The sequence below is a fragment of the Streptomyces sp. L500 genome, from assembly GCF_054551825.1.
The window spans coordinates 67,059-87,139 of sequence record NZ_JBTOLC010000015.1 but is presented as its reverse complement, the minus strand read 5'-3'; the positions used below and the strand labels follow the sequence as shown (position 1 = coordinate 87,139).

At 73.6% G+C, this 20,081-nt stretch carries 15 protein-coding genes; 10 read left to right on the top strand and 5 right to left on the bottom strand.

Annotation, left to right across the window (positions count from 1 at the left end; genetic code table 11):
- Positions 1-23 precede the first annotated feature (23 nt).
- The 4 genes from ACX9I7_RS16560 to ACX9I7_RS16545 form a co-directional block, all read right to left on the bottom strand.
- A complete protein-coding gene (locus ACX9I7_RS16560) occupies positions 24-2,024 on the bottom strand; it encodes an ABC transporter permease (protein WP_459387776.1) in 2,001 nt (666 codons plus the stop codon).
- The gene (gene modA / locus ACX9I7_RS16555; RefSeq protein ID WP_387566517.1) at positions 2,021-2,785 is read right to left on the bottom strand and encodes a molybdate ABC transporter substrate-binding protein; all 765 of its coding nucleotides are present in this window, start codon (positions 2,783-2,785) and stop codon (positions 2,021-2,023) included. The genes ACX9I7_RS16560 and modA overlap by 4 nt, the downstream gene beginning before the upstream one ends.
- A gap of 12 nt (positions 2,786-2,797) precedes the next feature.
- Positions 2,798-3,193: a TOBE domain-containing protein gene (locus tag ACX9I7_RS16550; RefSeq protein ID WP_387566514.1), complete on the bottom strand. Its 396-nt coding sequence runs from the start codon at positions 3,191-3,193 to the stop codon at positions 2,798-2,800.
- 86 nt (positions 3,194-3,279) lie between these two features.
- Positions 3,280-5,982 (bottom strand): lysylphosphatidylglycerol synthase transmembrane domain-containing protein, encoded by a 2,703-nt coding sequence (locus tag ACX9I7_RS16545; protein ID WP_459387775.1) that lies wholly within the window; start codon positions 5,980-5,982, stop codon positions 3,280-3,282.
- Positions 5,983-6,171: 189 nt separating this feature from the next.
- On the opposite strand from ACX9I7_RS16545, the gene ACX9I7_RS16540 reads away from it, so the two are divergent.
- The 5 genes from ACX9I7_RS16540 to nudC all read left to right on the top strand — a co-directional run bounded on the left by ACX9I7_RS16540 (position 6,172) and on the right by nudC (position 15,839).
- On the top strand, positions 6,172-6,516 hold the full coding sequence (locus tag ACX9I7_RS16540) for an MGMT family protein (RefSeq protein ID WP_387566508.1): 345 nt from the start codon (positions 6,172-6,174) through the stop codon (positions 6,514-6,516).
- 210 nt (positions 6,517-6,726) lie between these two features.
- Positions 6,727-10,017 (top strand): ATP-dependent helicase, encoded by a 3,291-nt coding sequence (locus tag ACX9I7_RS16535; RefSeq protein ID WP_459387774.1) that lies wholly within the window; start codon positions 6,727-6,729, stop codon positions 10,015-10,017.
- A gap of 31 nt (positions 10,018-10,048) precedes the next feature.
- Positions 10,049-13,351, top strand: a complete 3,303-nt coding sequence (locus ACX9I7_RS16530) for a UvrD-helicase domain-containing protein (protein ID WP_459387773.1) — start codon at positions 10,049-10,051, stop codon at positions 13,349-13,351.
- A 47-nt stretch (positions 13,352-13,398) separates the two neighbouring features.
- Complete coding sequence (locus ACX9I7_RS16525) at positions 13,399-14,832, top strand: dipeptidase (protein ID WP_387566502.1); 1,434 nt, start codon at positions 13,399-13,401, stop codon at positions 14,830-14,832.
- Positions 14,833-14,897: 65 nt separating this feature from the next.
- A complete protein-coding gene (gene nudC, locus ACX9I7_RS16520; protein ID WP_126915924.1) occupies positions 14,898-15,839 on the top strand; it encodes an NAD(+) diphosphatase in 942 nt (313 codons plus the stop codon).
- A gap of 36 nt (positions 15,840-15,875) precedes the next feature.
- Here the strand turns inward: nudC and ACX9I7_RS16515 are convergent, their stop codons facing one another.
- The gene (locus ACX9I7_RS16515; protein ID WP_189451543.1) at positions 15,876-16,118 is read right to left on the bottom strand and encodes a mycoredoxin; all 243 of its coding nucleotides are present in this window, start codon (positions 16,116-16,118) and stop codon (positions 15,876-15,878) included.
- A gap of 166 nt (positions 16,119-16,284) precedes the next feature.
- Here ACX9I7_RS16515 and ACX9I7_RS16510 point away from each other — a divergent pair, with 166 nt between their 5' ends.
- The 5 genes from ACX9I7_RS16510 to ACX9I7_RS16490 all read left to right on the top strand — a co-directional run bounded on the left by ACX9I7_RS16510 (position 16,285) and on the right by ACX9I7_RS16490 (position 20,062).
- Complete coding sequence (locus ACX9I7_RS16510) at positions 16,285-18,495, top strand: ATP-dependent DNA helicase UvrD2 (RefSeq protein ID WP_387566497.1); 2,211 nt, start codon at positions 16,285-16,287, stop codon at positions 18,493-18,495.
- A 145-nt stretch (positions 18,496-18,640) separates the two neighbouring features.
- A complete protein-coding gene (locus ACX9I7_RS16505; protein WP_229820133.1) occupies positions 18,641-18,943 on the top strand; it encodes a hypothetical protein in 303 nt (100 codons plus the stop codon).
- Between the two features lie 134 nt (positions 18,944-19,077).
- Complete coding sequence (locus ACX9I7_RS16500; protein ID WP_126915934.1) at positions 19,078-19,440, top strand: WhiB family transcriptional regulator; 363 nt, start codon at positions 19,078-19,080, stop codon at positions 19,438-19,440.
- Positions 19,437-19,757, top strand: coding sequence for a hypothetical protein (locus tag ACX9I7_RS16495; protein WP_387566492.1), 321 nt, complete (start codon positions 19,437-19,439; stop codon positions 19,755-19,757). Before ACX9I7_RS16500 ends, ACX9I7_RS16495 begins: the two co-directional genes overlap by 4 nt.
- Before the next feature lie 92 nt (positions 19,758-19,849).
- The gene (locus ACX9I7_RS16490) at positions 19,850-20,062 is read left to right on the top strand and encodes a hypothetical protein (RefSeq protein WP_387566489.1); all 213 of its coding nucleotides are present in this window, start codon (positions 19,850-19,852) and stop codon (positions 20,060-20,062) included.
- The last annotated feature ends 19 nt before the right edge of the window (positions 20,063-20,081 follow it).

Genomic DNA, 20,081 nt, shown 5'->3' with positions numbered 1-20,081 from the left:
GTGGGTTCCAGCGGGCCTGGGGGTTACAGCGGGACGAACCTTACTTCCGTCGCCTTCGCGCTGGCCCAGACCGGGGTGCCCTCCGTGAGCTTGAGCTCTGTCGCGGCGGCGGGGGTGATCTCAGCGACGATCTCGACATCGGCGTCCACGAGGACGCGGATTCTGCTGCCTTGTGCGGCGAGCTCGCGGATCTTGCCCTGCCAGACGTTGCGGGGGCTGCTGGTGGTGGCCGCGGGGTGGGTGGTGTGGAGGGACACCGCCTCGGGGGCGATCACGGCGAGGCCCGGGCCGGGGGTGGCGGGTGGGTCCGCCGTGGTCAGGGTCGTGCCGTTTGGTAGGCGGAGGGTGTCGGTTGTCGCGTCTGTCGTGGCAGTCGCCTCCGTCGGCCACGCGTTGAGGCCCAGCATGCGGGCCACCCAGGGGGAGCGGGGGTGCCGGGCCAGCTCGGCCGGGGGCGCGTACTGGGTCGTACGGCCGTCCTCCAGGACGAGCACCTGGTCGGCCAGCGAGACGGCTTCCACGGGGTCGTGGGTGACGATCAGGCACACGCCGGGGAAGTCGGCGAGGTGGGTGCGCAGGGAGTGGCGCACCTGGGCGCGGGTCGACTGGTCCAGGGCGGCGAGGGGTTCGTCGAGGAGGAGCAGGCTCGGGCCGGCGGCGAGGGCCCTGGCCAGGGCCACGCGCTGGGCCTGGCCGCCGCTGAGCAGGCCGGGCCTGCGGTGGGCCAGATGGCCGATGCCCAGGTGGTCGAGCCACTGCTGGGCGGTGGCGTGGGCCTCGTCCTTCGGGGTGCCCTGGGCGCGCGGTCCGTAGGCGGTGTTGGCCAGGGCCGTGAGGTGCGGGAAGAGGGCGCCGTCCTGGGGGACCCAGGCGATTCGGCGGCGGTGGGGTGGGGCTGTCGATACGTCTTGGTCGCCGAGGGTGAGTGTCTCTGCCGTGGCGCGGTGGGTCAGGCCCAGGAGGGTGCGGAGGAGGGTCGTCTTGCCCGCGCCGTTGGGGCCCACTACGGCGATGGTGGTGCCGGCGGGGGCGGTGAGCGTCGCCTCCACGGCGCCGGTGACCGTGGTGCGCAGGGGGTGCGGGGTGGGTGCGGTCGGGGCCGGTGCGGGGCGGACCCCTCTGGGACTGAACTCTTCGTGGCCTCGGGCATCACGTGACGTCGTACCCGGCACGCGCCACGAAGAGTCCTTTACGTCCCTGCCGGGGCCCGCCCCGCCCCGGCCCCGACCTCCCGCCGTCGGCGTCTGCGGCCAGTGGCCCCGGAGGGTTAGCAGCACTGCTGTCGCTATGGCCAGGAGGAGCAACGACACCGCCGTCGCTCCTTCCGGGTCGTCCTGTAGGAGCAGGTAGACCTGGAGGGGGAGGGTCTGCGTGACGCCCGGCAGGTTGCCCGCGAACGTGATCGTCGCCCCGAACTCGCCCAGCGCGCGGGCCCAGCAGAGGGCCGCTCCCGCGAAGAGGCCTGGCGCGATCATGGGCAGGGTGATCGTGCGGAAGGTCCGGAGCGGGGTCGCTCCCAGGGAAGTCGCCGTTTCCTCGTAGCGGGGGTGGAGTCCGCTGAGTGCTCCTTCCAGGCTGATCACCAGGAAGGGCATGGCCACGAATGTCGAGGCCACGACTGCCGCTGTGGTCGTGAAGGGAATCGTGAGGCCGAACCACTCGTCCAGCCAGGGGCCCAGGACGCCCCGGCGGCCGTAGCCCTGGAGGAGGGCCACGCCCGCGACGGTGGGCGGGAGGACCATCGGGAGCATCACGAGGGAGCGGACGAGCGCCTTGCCCGGGAAGTCCACCCGGGCCAGCAGCCAGGCGAGCGGGACCCCGAGGACGAGGGAGAGCGCCAGGGAGTACGCCGAGACGGTCAGGCTCAGGGTGAGGGCCTGGGTGACCTCGTGGGAGGTCAGTCGGGACGGGAGGGTGCCCCATGGCGTGCTGGTGAGGACGCCCGCCAGGGGGAGGAACAGGAAGCCGACGGCGAGGACGGAGGGGATCGCCAGGGGCAGGGGCGTCCCTTTACGGGCCCTCACGGCTGCTGGAAGCCCGCCCCGCGCAGGAGCTTCTGGGCCTCGGCCGAGCTCAGCCACTTGACGAAGTCGGCCGACTCCTTGGTGTGCTTGGAGCTCTTGAGCGTCGCGGCGGGGTAGGCCGCCACCGCGTTCCGGTCGTCGGGGATCGTCACCGTCGCGACCTTGTCCTTGGCCGACGTGGCGTCGGTGACGTACACGATGCCCGCGTCCGCCTCGCCGAGGGTGACCTTGCTCAGCACGGCGCGGACGCTGGGCTCCTGGGAGACCGGCTTGACGTCGACGTGCTGCTGGTCGAGGACCTTCTTGCTGTAGCGGCCGGCGGGTACTTCGGGTGCCGCCAGGACCACCTTGAGGGTGGGGCTGGAGAGGTCGGAGAGGCCCTGGATCTTCTTGGGGTTGCCGGGGGCCGTGGCGATCGTCAGCCGGTTCTTGGCGATGGTGGTGGGGGCGTTCGTCTGCTGGGCGAGCCCGTCCATCGTCTTGGTGTCGGCCGTCACGAGGGCGTCGGCGGGCGCGCCCTGGCGCACCTGGGCGGCCAGCTCCTGGGAGCCCGCGAAGGAGAAGTTCACCTTGGTGCCGGGGTGGTCCTTCTCGTAGAGGGCCCCGGCTTGTTTGAAGACGTCCGTGAGGGAGGCGGCGGCGAGGACCGTGAGGGTGGTCCGCTGCTTGGCGTCGTCGCTCTTGTCGCCGCTGCCGCAGGCCGTGGCGAGGGGGAGGAGGAGCGCTGCCGCCAGGGCCGTGCGTGCGAGGGTGCGGGGCATGGTCTCTCCTGGTCAGGCGCGGTCGATGTGCACGTTGGTGGCCTTCACCCGGGCCACGGCCTCCATGCCCACGGCCAGCCCCAGCTCCTCCACGGCCTCGCGGGTGAGGAGGGAGACGAGGCGGTGCGGCCCGGCCTGGACCTCCACCTGCGCGGCCACGTCGCCGAGCTTCACGGCGGTGATGATCCCCGGGAAGGCGTTGCGGGCGCTGGTGTGCGGCTCGTCGTCGCTCTCGTTCGCCTCGGCGGCGAGGCTCACGGAGAAGGCAGCCAGATCGGGCCCTTCGATCAGCCGTTTGCCGGCCTCGTCACGACGGGTGGGGATCCTGCCCGCGTCGGCCCAACGCCGGACGGTGTCGGGACTCACGCTCAGCAGCCGGGCTGCCTGCCCGATGGTGTACGACCGCATGTGCGGCACGTTATGTCGATCCGGCTCGCATCTGCAAGGCTGGGGGTCCGGGGGCGGAGCCCCCGGGAACAACGCCACGCCGCCCCCTAGATCGCGCCCTTCCTCGTCAGGTGCGTGAACGACGCCCACCCGGGCAGCACGGGAAGCCACAGCGTCATCAGCCGGAACAGCAGCACGGCGGGAGCCGCCTGCTCGGCGGGAAGCCCCGCGAACGTCAGCGCACCCGTCAGCGCGAACTCCACCGCTCCCACACCGCCCGGCGTCGGCGCCGCCGACCCCAGCGCGTTGGCGGTGAGGAAGACGACCGCGATGCTCGCGTAGCTGAGGTCGCCCCCGAACGCCCGGATCGACGCGTCCAGGCACATGACGTTCGCCGCCGTCAGCAGCAGCATCCCGCCGATGCCGAAGAAGAGCTTCTGCGGCCGCTGGAGCACGTCCAGCATGCGCGGCACGACGCCCGCGAACAGCGACCGCACCCGGGTCGAGACGAACTTCCGCAGCACCGGGATCGCGGCGACCACCAGCACCAGGACCGCGGCCGTGAGCAGGCCGCCGATCACCGTCCGGGAGGGGCCCAGGGACGAGCTGCGTTCCGTGCCCGTCACATAGCCGAAGGACAGCAGCAGCATGATGTGGCAGGCCAGGCCGAAGAGCTGGGACGCGCCGACGCTCGCCACGGCCAGGCCCGGGCGGATGCCCGCCCGCTGGAGGAAACGGGTGTTCAGGGCCACGCCGCCCACCGCGGCGGGGGCGACGATCTTCACGAACGAGCCCGCGACCTGCGCCAGGACCGTCCGGCCGAAGGCCACCTTCTCGGGGACGAAGCCGAGCAGACCCATCGCGGCGGCCGCGTAGGTCAGCGCCTGGAAGGCCGCCGCCATCGCGACCCACGCCCAGTTGGCCTTGTCGACGAGATCGCCGAACTTGACGTGCGTCAGCTGGGACAGCAGGAAGTACGCGGCGATCGCGCCCGCGACGAAGCTGATCAGCGTGCGGGGCTTGATCCGCTCCAGGCGCACCGGCTCTATGGGCGCCTGCGGCCGGATGAGCAGGACCTGGCGGCGGATCTGGGCGAGGAGGTCCTCCTCGCGGGCCTCTTCGAGGGCCTCGCCGAGTGCCTTCTTCTCCGCCTGGCGCTCGGCCTTGAGGGCCTTGCGGCCGGCCTCGACGGGCTCCGCCTCGGCGGCGCGTTCGGCCTCGCGGGCCTCCTTGGCCAGACGGGCGTTCTCCAGCACCCGTTCGCGCTCGCGCTCCGACCGCTCGCGGGCGAGCTGGCGCAGGGTCGCGCGGCTGACGCGGGTGAGGGCGAGGGGCTGGAGGAGGGGGAGGCTGTCGGCCACGGCATCGGGGCCGAGGACCTCGACGGCGGTGGCCACGGCCCGTTCGGCGCCGACCCGCAGGCCGAGGGTGACGAGGAGCTGGGCGACGTCCATGCGGAGCACCAGGTCGCCGGCCGCGATCTCGCCGCCGCGCAGGTCCGTGAGGACCACATTGCCGGAACGATCCACCAGCAGGGCGTCGCCGTCGAGCCTGCGGTGGGCGATGCGGCGCGACTGGAGGGCCTTGAGCTGGTGCCAGGCGCCCCGCATCAGCTCGTCGGTGATCTCCTCGGTGGGGACGGAGACCAGCGGGCGGCCGCCGATGTGCTCGTAGACGAGCATGACGGCGTCCGGGCCCAGCTCGGAGGTGGCGATCAGCTTGGGCGCGTTCGCCCCGGCGGCGATGGCCGCGTAGGCGAGCAGCGCCTCCTGCTCGAGGGCCTGGCGCAGCGACAGCAGGCTGCGGCGCTGGATGATCCCGCGCAGGGCCAGGCGCTGCCAGACGCGGTAGAAGAAGCCCTGGGCCTGCTGCTCGCGGTCGACGACGGTGACGTCGAGGGGCGGGCCCTCCTCCAGGGTGACGATGTAGCGGCGGCCCCGGTCGGGGTGCTGCTCGGCGGTCTCGTTGTCCTCGGCGCGCAGCGCGGTCTCCGGGCGGAAGCCGACGCGCCGCAGACCGGCGAGGAGGTGCTGGCCGGTGGGACGGACGTTGGGGGAGCCGACGGCGTAGAGGGTGGCGTAGGCGACCGTCCAGCCGATCAGGACGGTGATGGCGATGGAGAACGGCGTGGTGTAGCCGTTGACCAGTACCGCGAAGGCGTCCAGGAGGAGGACGGCCCACATGGCCACGCGCCAGCGGGGCCGCCGGGACATGCCGACGGCCGTCATATAGGCGATCACGGGCGCCAGATAGCCGTGCACCGGGTCGGTGAAGCCGCCGGCGGGCGAGGGCTGGGAGAGCGCGGCGCGGATGGACTCGGGCGCCGAATCGGCCACCCACAGGTCGGTGGCCAGGGACACGCCGTGGGCCAGCACGGCGGCCAGGACGCCGTCGGCGATGCGCAGCCCGTCGCGTTTGATCAGCCGTTCGATGGCGAAGGCCACCGGGACGATGAAGACCGCGATGTTCGCCGTGAGCCCGGCGAAGCTGGCCAGCAGATGGGGCGCCTTGCCGGTGCTCGCGCTGATGTCCTGCGCCAGGCCCGAGGTGGTGGCGTGGGCGAAGGCCGCGAGCGCGAGCACGAGGGCGATGCCCACGATGCCCAGGAAGAGCCGGACCAGATCGGCCGGGCGGTGGACACGGGCGGGGAGCAGCGGCTCGTCGCCGGAGACCTTGTCGATGTGGCCCTCACCGTCCTCGCACGGGTACGCGCCGGCGCGCCCGTCACAGGGCAGCACTCCGCGGGCGCGGGCCTCCTCCGGAGGCTGCGCGCCCTGCTGCTCGTCGGTCTCTTCTCGGTCTCGTATCACCAGTCACCGCCCGGAAGATGGTGGCATGGCCCGGCCGGGCAAGGGGGTATCAGGGTGCATTTCGGGGGGCGCGGACTCCGGATCGTACGCCCTGTAGTGCGATGACGCACTCTGGGTGATCTTGTGGACCGCCCGGTTCCGGCCGCCGGGGCGGCCCCGCCGGGCGGGCGATGCGGCAGTATGCACCGGATGGACGAGCTTCCCGAGTACGCGGAACGGGTACTGGCCGTCGCCGAGCTGATTCCGGCCGGCCGGGTGATGACCTATGGAGACGTCGCCGAGTGGCTCGACGAGGGCGGACCCCGGCAGGTCGGCCGCGTCATGGCCCTCTACGGCGGGGCCGTGCCCTGGTGGCGCGTCGTCCGGGCGGACGGCCTGCTGCTGCCGGGCCACGAGCGCGACGCCCTGGCCCACTACCGCGCCGAGGGCACCCCGCTGCGGGAGCCCGGCCGGAGCGCCGGGGGACGGCTGCCCCGGATCGCCATGGCCCGCGCCCGCTGGGACGGCGGCGGGGATGTGACTCCGCACACCTGACGGCCGGAGGACCGCCGCCGCCGGGCCGCGCCCCGGCCCGTGACCACAAGGCGTTACCCGAACGGATGAGGTCACCCGGGAGGGACGAAGGCACCCGGGACGCACTGCGCCACACGGGTCTCCTGGCGTAGCGTCGGGGGTCGCCCTCCGCGCCGTGACCCGTCCCGGCCGGCCGACCACCCGTACCTCCCCCCAGGACCGACGACACACGTGAGCTCCTCCTCGTCCCACCAGCGGCCCGCCACGGGCGCGTACCGCCTCGTGCGCACGCCGCCGGGCCCGGTGGTCCCACCTGAGCTGGACGCGTGCCAGCGCGCGGTGGTTGACCACGGGCGGGGACCGCTGCTGGTGCTCGCCGGACCGGGCACGGGCAAGACGACCACGCTCGTCGAGGCGGTGGCCGAAAGGGTGCGGCGGGGCACCGACCCCGCGCGGATCCTCGTCCTCACCTTCAGCCGCAAGGCGGCCGTCGAACTGCGCGACCGGATGGCCGCCCGGCTCGGCGGCGCCCAGGGCCCGCGGGCCACCACCTTCCACTCCTACTGCTACGCGCTGGTGCGCGCCCACCAGGACGTCGAACTGTTCGTCGAGCCCACCCGGCTGCTGTCCGGCCCGGAGCAGGACGTCATGGTGCGCGAGCTCCTGGAGGGCGAACTGCGGCTGGGCAAGGAGGGCCGCGGCCGGGTGCGCTGGCCCGACGAGCTGCGCGCCTGCCTGACCACGCGCGGCTTCGCCGACGAGATGCGCGCCGTCCTCGCCCGCAGCCGGGAGCTGGGCCTCGGCCCCGGCGAGCTCGACGCCTTCGCCCGGCGCGCCGGCCGCCCCGACTGGCGCGCGGCCGCGTCCTTCCTCGCCGAGTACCTGGACGTCCTCGACGCGCGCGGCGTCCTCGACTACGCCGAGCTCGTCCACCGCGCCGTCCTCCTCGCCGGGCGCCCCGAGGTCGCGGCCGAGCTGGGCCGGAGCTACGACGCCGTCTTCGTCGACGAGTACCAGGACACCGACGTCTCCCAGGTCCGGCTGCTGCGCGCGCTGGCGGGCGGCGGCCGCACCCTGATCGCCTTCGGCGACCCCGACCAGTCCATCTACGCCTTCCGGGGCGCGGACGTCGGCGGCATCCTCGACTTCCCGCACGCCTTCCCGCGCACCGACGGCACGCCCGCCCCCGTAGCGGTCCTCAACACCTCGCGCCGCTCCGGCGCCGCCCTCCTCGCCGCCACCCGGCTGCTCACCCACCGGATGCCGCTGACCCGGCTGCCGGCCGCCGCCGTACGCGCCCACCGCGAGCTCGTGCCCGTACGGGACGGGGGCCGGGTGGAGGCGTACACCTACCCGACGGCGGGCGCCGAGCTCGACAACATCGCCGACATCCTCCGCCGCGCCCACCTGGAGGACGGCGTCCCCTGGCAGGACATGGCCGTCCTCGTCCGCGCGGGCTCCCGCTCGATACCGTCCCTGCGCCGCGCCCTGACATCGGCGGGCGTCCCCATCGAGGTCGACGGCGACGACATCCCCCTCCGCCACGAACCAGCGGTGGCCCCCCTGCTGACGGCGTTGCGAGCGGTGGCGGAGCCGACTGATGCGGCGACGGGTGGGCGGGTGGGAGACACCGCGCCGAAGGCGCGGAACTGGCTCACGCCGGAGACGGCGCTGACCCTCCTCACGTCCCCCCTGGGGGGCATGGACAGCGCGGATCTCCGCCGTCTGGGCCGAGCCCTCCGCGAGGAGGAACGGGCCGCGGGCGAAACCACCCCGCGCCCCTCGGACACCCTCATCGCCGAAGCCCTCGCAGAGCCCGCACGCCTCGTCGCGCACGACCCCGCGTACGCGCGCCCCGCCCAGCGCCTGGGCGCCCTCCTGGCAGGGGCGCGCGAGCTGCTGGCGCGCGGCGGCACGGCCGAGGAAGCCCTGTGGCACCTCTGGGACGGCACCCCCTGGCCCACCCGCCTGCAGCGCGCCGCCCACCGCGGCGGCCCGGCCGGCCGCAACGCCGACCGCGACCTCGACGCCGTCTGCGCCCTCTTCGAGACGGCCGCCCGCGCCGAGGAGCGCACCGGCGGCCGCGGCGCCCTGAACCTCCTCGACGAGCTCGACGCCCAGGACATCGCCGCCGACACCCTCACCCGCAGGGCCGTGCGCCCCGACGCCGTCCGGCTGATGACCGCGCACCGCTCCAAGGGCCTGGAGTGGCGGCTCGTCGTCGTCGCGGGCGTCCAGGAGGGCCTGTGGCCCGACCTGCGCCGCCGCGGCTCGCTCCTGGAGGCCGACCGCATCGGCCGCGACGGCATCGCCGAGCCCCTCGGCGCGGGCGCCCTCCTCGCCGAGGAGCGCCGGCTGTTCTACGTGGCCGCCACCCGCGCCCGCGACCGGCTCGTGGTCACGGCCGTCAAGGCGGCCGCCGAGGACGGCGACCAGCCCTCCCGCTTCCTGACCGAGCTGGGCACCGAGCCCGTCGACGTCACCCAGCGCCCGCGCCGCCCCCTGGCCGTCGCCGCGCTCGTCGCCGAGCTGCGCGCCACCACCGTCGACCCCGCCGCCTCCGCCGCCCTGCGGGCCGCCGCCGCCGAACGGCTCGCCCGGCTCGCCGCCCTGCGCGACGAGGAGGGTCAGCCGCTCGTCCCCGCCGCGCACCCCTACCGCTGGTGGGGACTGCACGAGCCGACCCACAACGAGGTGCCGCTGCGCGACCCGGAACGGCCCGTCACGCTGTCCGGCTCGGCCCTCGGCCAGCTCACCGAGGACGGCTGCTCCCTCCAGTGGTTCCTGGGCCGCGAGGTCAAGGCGGACGCCCCCGCCACCGCCGCCCAGGGCTTCGGCAACGTCGTCCACGTCCTCGCCGACGAGGTCGCCTCCGGCCGCACCCCCGCCGACCTCGCCGTGCTCATGGAGCGCCTGGAGACCGTCTGGGAGTCCCTGGCCTTCGACGCGCCCTGGAAGTCGCGGCAGGAGATGGAACAGGCCCGCGCCGCCCTGGAGCGCTTCCTGCGCTGGCACGTGATGGAGCGCGCCCGCGCCGCCGTCGTCACCGAGCACCCCTTCGACGTCACCCTCAAGGCCCGGCAGTACCAGGTGCGCATCCGCGGCTCCATGGACCGCGTCGAGCAGGACGCCCAGGGCCGGGCGTATGTCGTCGACTTCAAGACCGGCAAGAACGCGCCCTCCGCCAAGGACGTCGAACGCCACCCCCAGCTCGCCGTCTACCAGCTCGCCGTCGCAGAGGGCGCCGTCGACGACGCCTTCGGCGGCGACCGGCCCCGGCCCGGCGGCGCCGAACTCGTCCACCTGCGCCAGGGCGCGGCGAAGAAGGACGGCGGGGAGACCCTGCCCAAGGTCCAGGCGCAGGAGCCCCTCGACGGCGAATGGATCGGCGAGCTGCTCGCCGAGGCCGCGGGACGCGTCCTTGAGGAACGTTTCTCCCCCCGCCCCGGCCGGCAGTGCGCCCACTGCTCGTTCCGCGCCTCGTGCAGTGCCCGGCCCGAGGGCCGGCAGATCGTGGAGTGAGATGTCAGTGCCTCCCGCTAACGTCACCGGCATGCCCGCGCGCCTGACCGATCCCGAGCAGCTCAAGGAGCTCCTCGGCATCCCCTTCACCCCGGAGCAGACGGCCTGCATCACCGCGCCGCTCGCCCCGCAGGTCATCGTGGCCGGCGCGGGCTCCGGCAAGACCACGGTCATGGCCGCGCGCGTCGTCTGGCTGGTCGGCACCGGGCAGGTCGCTCCCGAGGAGGTCCTCGGCCTGACGTTCACCAACAAGGCGGCGGGCGAGCTCGCCGAGCGCGTCCGCAAGGCCCTGGGGAAGGCCGGGATCGGCCTGGAGCCCGCCGAGGGGGAGACCGGCGGCGAGCCCCGGATCTCCACCTACCACGCCTTCGCCGGCCAGCTCCTCAAGGAGCACGGCCTGCGCATCGGCCTGGAGCCCACCTCCCGCCTCCTCGCCGACGCCACCCGCTTCCAGCTCGCCGCCCGCGTCCTGCGCTCCTCGCCGGGCCCGTACCCGGCCCTCACCCGCCCCTTCGCCGACCTCGTCACCGACCTGCTGGCCCTGGACGGCGAACTGGCGGAGCACCTGACCGAACCGGCGGAGCTCCGCGCCCACGACCACGACCTGCTGGAAGCCCTCGGCCGCGCCAAGCTCACCAACGCGGATCTGCGCAAGATCCCGGAGACGGTGCGTGCCCGCCTGGAGCTCCTGGAGCTCGTCGAGGCGTACCGCGAGGAGAAGCGCTCCCGCGACCTCCTCGACTTCGGCGACCAGATCGCCCGCTCCGCCGAGCTCGCCCGCACCCGGCCCGAGGTGGGCCGCGTCCTGCGCGAGCAGTTCAAGGTCGTCCTCCTCGACGAGTACCAGGACACCTCCGTCGCCCAGCGCCTGCTGCTGGCCGGCCTCTTCGGTGCCGGCACGGGCCACGCGGTGACCGCCGTCGGCGACCCCTGCCAGGCCATCTACGGCTGGCGCGGCGCCTCGGTGGCCAACCTGGACGACTTCCCGAACCACTTCTCGCAGGAGGACGGGCAGCCGGCCCGGCGGTATTCGCTGAGCGAGAACCGCCGCAGCGGCGGCCGCCTCCTGGACCTGGCCAACACCCTCGCGGCCCCCCTCCGCGCCCGCCACGAGGGCGTCGAGGCCCTGCGCCCGGCCCCGGGCGCCGAGCGCGACGGCGTCGTCCGCTGCGCCCTGCTGCCCACCCACGCCGAGGAGCTCGACTGGCTCGGGGACTCCCTCGCCCACCTCGTCCGCACCGGCACCCGCCCGGGCGACATCGCCGTCCTGTGCCGCACCGCCACCGACTTCGCCGAGATCCAGGCCGCCCTGGTCCGGCGCGACATCCCCGTCGAGGTCGTCGGCCTGTCCGGCCTCCTCCACCTCCCCGAGATCGCCGACCTCGTCGCCGTCTGCGAGGTCCTCCACGACCCCACCGCCAACGCCTCCCTGGTCCGCCTGCTGACGGGCCCCCGCTGGCGCGTCGGCCCCCGTGACCTGGCCCTGCTGGGCCGCCGCGCCCGGACGCTCGTCCCTCACGGCCCCACCGGCACCGACCCCGACCGCCGCCTGGCCGAGGCCGTGGAGGGCGTGGACCCCACGGAGACGACGTCCCTGGCCGACGCCCTCGACACCTTCCTGTCGGCCGCCCAGCCGGCCGCCCCCGAGGACGACCTGCCCTTCTCCACCGAGGCCCGCGTCCGCTTCGCCCGCCTCGCGGCCGAGCTCCGCGACCTCCGCCGCGGCCTCGGCGACCCCCTCATGGACGTCCTCCACCGCGTCCTGGCCACCACGGGCCTGGAAGTCGAGCTCTCCGCGTCCCCCCACGCCCTCGCGGCCCGCCGCCGGGAGACCCTCACCCAGTTCCTGGACATCGCCGCCGGCTTCGCCGCCCTGGACGGCGAGGTCACCCTGGCCGCCTTCCTCGGCTTCCTGCGCACGGCCGCGCAGTACGAGAAGGGTCTCGACAGCTCGCTGCCCGGCGGCGAGGACACGGTCAAGATCCTCACCGCGCACAAGTCCAAGGGCCTGGAGTGGGACGTGGTGGCGGTCCCCGGCCTGGTCGCGAAGACCTTCCCCAGCGAGCAGTCCCGCGACTCCTGGACGTCCCAGCCCAAGGTCCTCCCGCACGCCCTGCGAGGCGACGCCGACACCCTCCCCGACGTCACCGACTGGACGGCCAAGGGCCTGACGGCCTTCAAGGCCGCGATGAAGGCCCACCAGCACACCGAAGAGCTGCGCCTGGGCTACGTCACCTTCACCCGCCCCCGCAACCTCCTCCTGGGCTCCGGCCACTGGTGGGGCCCGAACCAGAAGCGGACGCGCGGCCCGTCGGAGTTCCTGGAGGCCCTCCGCGAGCACTGCGAGGCGGGACACGGCGAGATCGAGGCATGGGCGGACGCCCCGGAAGAGGACGCGGAGAACCCGGCCCTGACCCGGGAGACGACCCACGCCTGGCCGCTACCGCTGGACAAGGCCGCCCTGACCCGCCGCCGGGAGGCGGCAGAAGCGGTCCTCGCCCACCTGAAGCACCTGGAAACGGCCCCGCGCACGCAGACGGCGGAAGGGCGGGGCCGGGGCGGGCAGGAGGGCCCTGCCCGCCCCGGCCCCGCCCGACCCACGACGTCCCCCGCACCCACGACGCATCCGCTGCTCCCCGAGGAGACCCGCACGGTCGCGTCCTGGGACCGCGACCTGAACGCCCTCGCCGGCGAACTCCAGCGCACCCGCGCCAAGGTCCACGACGTCGTCCTGCCGTCCAGCCTGACCGCCACCCAGCTGATGCACCTGGCCGCCGACCCCGACGGCTTCGCGAGCGACCTCGCGCGCCCCATGCCGCGCCGCCCCCAGCCCGCCGCCCGCCGGGGCACCCGCTTCCACGCCTGGCTGGAGTCCCGCTTCGAGGCGCTCCCCCTGCCGTTCCCGGACCTGGACGACCTGGACCCGGACGGGTTCCCCGGCGCCCTGGAGATCACGGACGAGCAGGACCTGGCCGAACTCAAGGAGGCCTTCCAGCGCACCCCGTACGCGAACCGCACCCCGTACCGGGTGGAGGCCCCCTTCCAGCTCACCCTCGCGGGCCGCGTGATCAGGGGCCGCATTGACGCGGTCTACCGCGAGCGGAACACCGAACACGACACGTACGAGATCGTCGACTGGAAAACGAGCCGCACCCGGACCGCCGACCCCCTCCAACTGGCGATCTACCGCCTGGCCTGGGCCGAGCAGCAAGGACTGCCGCTCTCCTCCGTGACGGCCGCGTTCGTGTACATCCGCGACGGCGAGAAGGCGATCCCGCCGGACCTGCCGGACCGGGCCGGGCTGGAACGGATCCTCCTAGGGGAGGACGTGTGACGAAACCCGGTCCTGGTCGCCCCGCGTGTCCGGATAGGCTCGATGGCATGAGCACTGCCCCGGACAACGCCGTCCGCGCGTACATCGACGTGCACCGCGCCGCCTTCCTCGCCGACCTGGCCGAGTGGCTGCGCATCCCCTCCGTGTCGGCCGACCCGGCCAACGCGGCCGATGTGCGCCGCAGCGCCGAGTGGCTGGTGGCGAAGCTCAAGGAGACGGGTTTCCCGACGGCGGAGATCTGGGAGACGGGAGCCGGGAACGGCGCCCCCGCCGTGTTCGCGGAGTGGCCCTCCGGCGAGGAGGACGCCCCCACGGTCCTGGTCTACGGCCACCACGACGTCCAGCCCGCCGCCCGCGAGGACGGCTGGCACACGGACCCGTTCGAGCCGACGACGATCGACGGCCGGCTGTACGCGCGCGGCGCGGCCGACGACAAGGGCCAGGTGTTCTTCCACACCCTGGGCGTCCGCGCCCACCTGGCGGCCACCGGCCGCACCGCCCCGGCCGTCAACCTCAAGCTGATCGTGGAGGGCGAGGAGGAGTCGGGCTCGCCGAACTTCCCCGCGCTGATCGCCGCGCACGCGGACCGGCTCGCCTGCGACGCCGTGATCGTCTCGGACACGGGCATGTGGTCGGAGGACACCCCGACGGTGTGCACGGGCATGCGCGGCCTGGCCGAGTGCCAGATCGACCTCTACGGCCCGGACCAGGACATCCACTCCGGTTCCTTCGGCGGCGCCGTGCCCAACCCGGCCACGGAGGCCGCCCGCCTGGCGGCCGCCCTGCACGACGAGGACCGCAGGGTGACGATCCCGGGGTTCTACGACGGGGTCGTGGAGCTGACCGGCCAGGAGCGCGCGCTGATCGCCGAGCTGCCGTTCGACGAGAAGCGCTGGCTGCGTGCCGCGCACTCGCACGGCACCCTCGGCGAGGCGGGCTACAGCACCCTGGAGCGGGTGTGGGCCCGTCCGACCGCCGAGGTCAACGGCATAGGCGGCGGCTACCAGGGCCCCGGCGGCAAGACGATCGTCCCGTCGTCGGCCCGGCTGAAGCTGTCCTTCCGGCTGGTCGCGGGCCAGGACGCCGACCGCGTCCAGGAGTCCGTGCGCGACTGGGTGGCGGCCCGCCTCCCGGAGGGCGGCGGCATCCGCCACGAGATCACGTTCACCGGCTCGACCCGCCCCTGTCTGACCCCGCTGGACCACCCAGCGCTCCAGTCGGTCGTACGGGCCATGACCAAGGCGTTCGGCCAGAAGATCCGCTTCACGCGCGAGGGCGGCTCGGGCCCGGCGGCGGACCTCCAGGACGTCCTGGGCGCCCCGGTGCTGTTCCTCGGCATCTCGGTGCCGTCGGACGGCTGGCACGCGCCGAACGAGAAGGTCGAGCTGGACCTCCTCATGAAGGGCGTGGAGACGGCCGCCCACCTGTGGGGAGACCTGGCCGCGACGGCCCGCACGGGCACCGGCCCCGCCGGCGCCTAGGCGCCATGCGGGGGCCCGCGCCCCATACGCACGAACACTGTCAAGAGGGGGAGTTGGAAGCAGCCGTGACCACCTGGACCGAATTCACCGCCACCCGGCCCGACACGCTCGACGTCGCACTGAGCGGCGCGAGCGGCATCGACCGTGCCGCGCACCACCGTCTGGACGAGGCGTGGCTCGCCGCCGCGTGGAGCCACCCCACGACGCGGGTCTTCGTGGTCTCCGGCGGTCAGGCGCTGATCGACGACACCCCCGACGGCCGCACCGAGCTGGTGATGACGCCCGCCTTCGAGGCGCCGGTCACCGAGACCCACCGCTACTTCCTCGGCAAGGACGAGGACGGCGTGGCCTACTTCGCGCTCCAGAAGGACGCGCTGCCCGGCCGCATCGACCAGTCCGCGCGCCCGGCGGGCCTGCGGGAGGCCGGCCTGCTGCTGTCCCCGCGCGACGCGGGCCTGCTCGTCCACGCCGTGGCCCTGGAGAACTGGCAGCGGCTCCACCGCTTCTGCTCGCGCTGCGGCGAGCGCACGGTGATCGCGGCCGCGGGGCACATCCGCCGCTGCCAGGCATGTGGCGCCGAGCACTACCCCCGGACCGACCCGGCCGTGATCATGCTGGTCACGGACGAGAAGGACCGGGCACTGCTGGGCCGCCAGATGCACTGGCCCGAAGGCCGCTTCTCGACGCTCGCGGGCTTCGTGGAGCCGGGGGAGTCCATCGAGGAGGCGGTGCGCCGGGAGGTCTCCGAGGAGGCGGGCGTCGTCGTCGGCGACGTGGAGTACATCGCCAGCCAGCCGTGGCCGTTCCCCTCCAGCCTGATGCTGGGCTTCATGGCCCGCGCGACGTCCTCGGACATCCAGGTGGACGGCGAGGAGATCCACGAGGCGCGCTGGTTCTCCCGGGACGAGCTGCGGGCCGCGTTCGAGAGCGGGGAGGTCCTGCCTCCGACCGGCATCTCCATCGCGGCCCGCCTGATCGAGCTCTGGTACGGCGAGCCGCTCCCGTAGGGGAGCGCCGCCACCAGGCGCCGGCACCCGTGGGCGTCAGGCGCTGATCTTCGCCTTCACCTGCGCCAGCGAGGGGTTGGTGAGCGTGGAGCCGTCGGCGAAGAGCACGGTGGGGACCGTCTGGTTCCCGCCGTTGGCCTTCTCCACGAAGGCCGCCGACTCGGGGTCGAGCTCGATGTTGATCTCGTTGTAGGCGATGCCCTCGCGATCCAGCTGGGTCTTCAGACGGCGGCAGTAGCCGCACCAGGTGGTGCTGTACATCGTCACGGTGCTCGGCATGCGACCCGCGCTCCTTCTTCCTCGGGGGAGATTCCGGAGGAAGAACGCACACCTGCGGCCCAGCATTCCCGACCGTTCCCGACGCATCGCGGTATTAGTACGACCGGTCTGCCCCACCTGTGGACGACATTCCCGGTCGCCCCGCCGGACCTGGCAGCATGGCGGGGTGACAGCAGCAACGCACTCCACTCTCTTCCCGCAGGTGCCGGACTCGGCCGACGCGGTGCTCGACGGGCTCGACCCCGAGCAGCGCGAGGTCGCCATGGCCCTGAGCGGGCCGGTGTGCGTGCTGGCCGGCGCCGGTACGGGCAAGACCCGTGCGATCACCCACCGGATCGCCTACGGCGTCCGGTCCGGTCTGCTGCAGCCCGCGAGTGTGCTCGCCGTCACCTTCACCAACCGGGCGGCGGGCGAGATGCGCGGGCGGCTGCGCCAGCTGGGCGCGGGCGGGGTCCAGGCCCGTACGTTCCACTCGGCCGCGCTGCGCCAGCTCCAGTACTTCTGGCCCAAGGCGGTCGGCGGCGAGCTGCCCCGGCTGCTGGAGCGCAAGGTCCAGGTGGTGGCGGAGGCGGCGGCCCGCTGCCGGATCCGGCTCGACCGCAACGAGCTGCGCGATGTGACGGGCGAGATCGAGTGGGCGAAGGTCACCCAGACCGTCCCCGAGGACTATCCGGCCGCCGCCGCCAAGACCGGCCGCGAGGTCCCCCGGGACCCGGCCGAGATCGCCCTGGTCTACGGGACGTACGAGCAGCTCAAGCGCGAGCGCGGCGTGATCGACTTCGAGGACGTGCTGCTGCTGACCGTGGGCGTCCTCCAGGACCGGCACGACATCGCCGAGACCGTCCGTCGCCAGTACCAGCACTTCGTGGTCGACGAGTACCAGGACGTCAGCCCGCTCCAGCAGCGGCTGCTCGAGCTGTGGCTGGGCGACCGCGACAATCTGTGCGTGGTCGGTGACGCCAGCCAGACGATCTATTCGTTCACCGGCGCCACCCCCGACCACCTGCTGAACTTCCGGGTCCGGCACCCGCACGCCACCGTCGTCAAGCTCGTCCGGGACTACCGCTCCACCCCCCAGGTGGTCCACCTGGCCAACGGGCTGCTGGCCCAGGCCCGGGGCAGGGCCGCCGAGCACCGGCTGGAGCTGGTCTCCCAGCGCCCCGCCGGCCCCGCCCCCGTCTACGGGGAGTACGCGGACGAGCCCGCCGAGGCCGAGGGCACCGCCCGCCGGGTCCGGGAGCTGATGGATTCCGGGGTGCCCGCGAGCGAGATCGCGATCCTCTACCGCGTCAACGCCCAGTCCGAGATCTACGAGCAGGCCCTCGCCGATGTCGGGGTGCCCTACCAGCTGCGCGGCGCCGAGCGCTTCTTCGAGCGCCCCGAGGTGCGCGAGGCCGGGCTGCTGCTGCGGGGCGCGGCCCGGGCCGGCGGCCACTCCGACCCCCAGCTGGCCGGTGTGGACGACGTGCCCTCCCAGGTGCGCGCCGTGCTCGGCACGCGCGGCTGGAAGCCCGAGCCCCCGGCGGGCTCGGGTGCGGTCCGGGACCGCTGGGAGTCCCTGGCGGCCCTGGTGCGCCTCGCGGAGGATTTCGTCCGGGCCCGCCCGGCGGCCACCCTCGCCGACCTGGTCGCCGAGCTGGACGAGCGGGCGAGCGCCCAGCACGCGCCCACGGTGGAAGGAGTGACGCTCGCCTCACTGCATGCGGCCAAGGGCCTGGAGTGGGACGCCGTCTTCCTGGTGGGGCTCACCGAGGGCATGATGCCGATCACCTACGCCAAGACCGACGAGCAGGTGGAGGAGGAGCGTCGGCTGCTCTATGTCGGCGTCACCCGGGCCCGGGTCCATCTGTCGCTGTCCTGGGCGCTGTCCCGGACCCCGGGCGGCCGGCCCTCCCGGCGGCCCACCCGCTTCCTCAACGGCCTGCGGCCCGGCTCCGCGGCCGTCCGCCCGGCCTTCTCCGGTGCGGCCGGCCAGGGGGGCGTCGAGCGCGGCGCCGGGGCGGTGCGCAAGCGGCGCGGCTCCGCCCGGTGCCGGGTCTGCGGCCGGACGCTGACCGACGCGGGCGAGATCAAACTGATGCGCTGCGAGGACTGCCCCTGCGAGCTCGACGAGGCGCTCCACGAACGGCTGCGCGACTGGCGGGCCGAGCAGGCCCGTCTGCTGGGCCAGCCCGTCTACTGCGTCTTCACCGACAAGACGCTCCTCGCGATCGCCGAGGCCGTTCCGGGAACCGAAGCGGAGCTCGCGCGCATCTCAGGAGTCGGAGGACGGAAGCTCGGGAAGTTCGGGGCCGACGTTCTCGCCCTGTGCGCGGGCGGTGATCCGGGCTCGGCGGATGTGTCCCAGGACACCTCCCAAGAAACTCCGGAAAAATAGTTTGCGCGTGTGGAGGCAGTGCCCATAGCCTTCCGAGCAGGGAAGCGACGGGTTCTTTCAGGATCCGTTGGGTCCGTGCTGTACTGAAACCGAAGACTTGACCGTGTCACAGCGGTCCCCGAGACGCCGAGAGGAGGCGGAGAAAATGATCAGCTTTATGGCCAGCGACAAAATGACCGATCGCCAGATCGGCTCCGCCGTCATGCTCGGCTTCCTCGGCTCCTTCCAGGGCACCGGTCTGTCCGGCGCCACCCAGGTCGTCACCCCGGTCCGGCCGGAACAGCGACCGACCAAGGGATCCGAGGTAAGGGCAGCAGCTGAGGCGCAGGCCTCTCAGGCCTATGCCCTCGCGACGGCCGCCAATGGCGCCGGATCCCTGAACGCAGCGCACCACCTTCCCAAGACGTGGGCCTTCCGTGGGCTCAAACCCTGGAGAGATCCAGCCTGATCGGCATGATCAGGTCGGCACCTTCCAGGGCCGCGGAACCCACACCGGGATCCGCGGCCCTTTTGTTTGCCCCCGAGCCAGGGGAAAACCAGCCCGGCCACCAGCCGGAACAACAAGACGAGGAAACACCCACCGTGCAACTCAAGGCGCACACCCCGTCCGTAGCGACCGACCTGATCCCCCCGCCCGTCCCCACGGAGGACACCTTGACCCCGCTGACCGCCCTCACCGACCTCGACGAGGCCATCGAGAACCTCGACGTCCCGGTGCCCTGCCGCAGCTATGACCCGGAGGTCTTCTTCGCCGAGTCCCCGGCCGACGTCGAGTACGCCAAGTCCCTCTGCCAGACCTGCCCGCTGCGCGCCGCCTGCCTCGCCGGGGCCATGGACCGCCGCGAGCCCTGGGGCGTCTGGGGCGGCGAGCTGTTCGTCCAGGGTGTGGTCGTCGCCCGCAAGCGGCCGCGTGGCCGCCCGCGCAAGAACCCGGTCAGCGCATGACCGCCAACGGCACCATCGACCACCCCTCGACGCACGACCCCAAGAAGCAGGACCCGACGATGCACCCCACCTCCGAGCCATTCGTCCCCGGTACCACCCATGAACGCTCCGGCGCGACCGCTTCGCGTCAGAACAGGAACCACGCCATGCAACTCATCCCAGAAGCCCTGGCCAGGGCTCATATGCACGACCGGCTGAGGGAGGCCGAGTCGCAACGGAGGGCCGTGCGGCTGGCCACCGCCCGCCGGATGCAGCGCCGCGCCGAGCGCGCGTCGCTGCGGGCCCGCCGGGCCCTGGCCATGGCCGTGATGCAGTGACCCACCGCGGGGCCGGTCCTTTCGGACCGGCCCCGCACCCCGTTCGGGTGTGCCACCCGCGCCGGGCCCGCTCACGGGGATATCGTCTGGGAGTGGACCGCAAGACGCATGAATCCGCGCGGCTGGACCCCGGGGCCGACAAGCCCGTCGTGTGCGCTCGCTGTGGCGCCCCGGCACCGGGCGGGGCGCCACCGCCGACCTGGATCTGTTCCGTCGAGAACGGCAGCCGCCACTATTTCTGTGACGCCTGCGCCCGCGCCAACCTCAGAGCCATCGAAGGACGCCTCGACTCGTCCTGGTGGTGAACCTGGTGGTGAGCCGGGA

Bases quoted from the DNA above. Each gene is read 5' to 3' on its own strand.
- ACX9I7_RS16540 (WP_387566508.1), top strand. From the start codon at position 6,172: ATGGACGAGCTTCCCGAGTACGCGGAACGGGTACTGGCCGTCGCCGAG.
- modA (WP_387566517.1), bottom strand. From the start codon at position 2,785: ATGCCCCGCACCCTCGCACGCACGGCCCTGGCGGCAGCGCTCCTCCTC.
- ACX9I7_RS16550 (WP_387566514.1), bottom strand. From the start codon at position 3,193: ATGCGGTCGTACACCATCGGGCAGGCAGCCCGGCTGCTGAGCGTGAGT.
- ACX9I7_RS16515 (WP_189451543.1), bottom strand. From the start codon at position 16,118: ATGCCGAGCACCGTGACGATGTACAGCACCACCTGGTGCGGCTACTGC.
- ACX9I7_RS16530 (WP_459387773.1), top strand. From the start codon at position 10,049: ATGCCCGCGCGCCTGACCGATCCCGAGCAGCTCAAGGAGCTCCTCGGC.
- ACX9I7_RS16525 (WP_387566502.1), top strand. From the start codon at position 13,399: ATGAGCACTGCCCCGGACAACGCCGTCCGCGCGTACATCGACGTGCAC.
- ACX9I7_RS16495 (WP_387566492.1), top strand. From the start codon at position 19,437: ATGACCGCCAACGGCACCATCGACCACCCCTCGACGCACGACCCCAAG.
- ACX9I7_RS16505 (WP_229820133.1), top strand. From the start codon at position 18,641: ATGATCAGCTTTATGGCCAGCGACAAAATGACCGATCGCCAGATCGGC.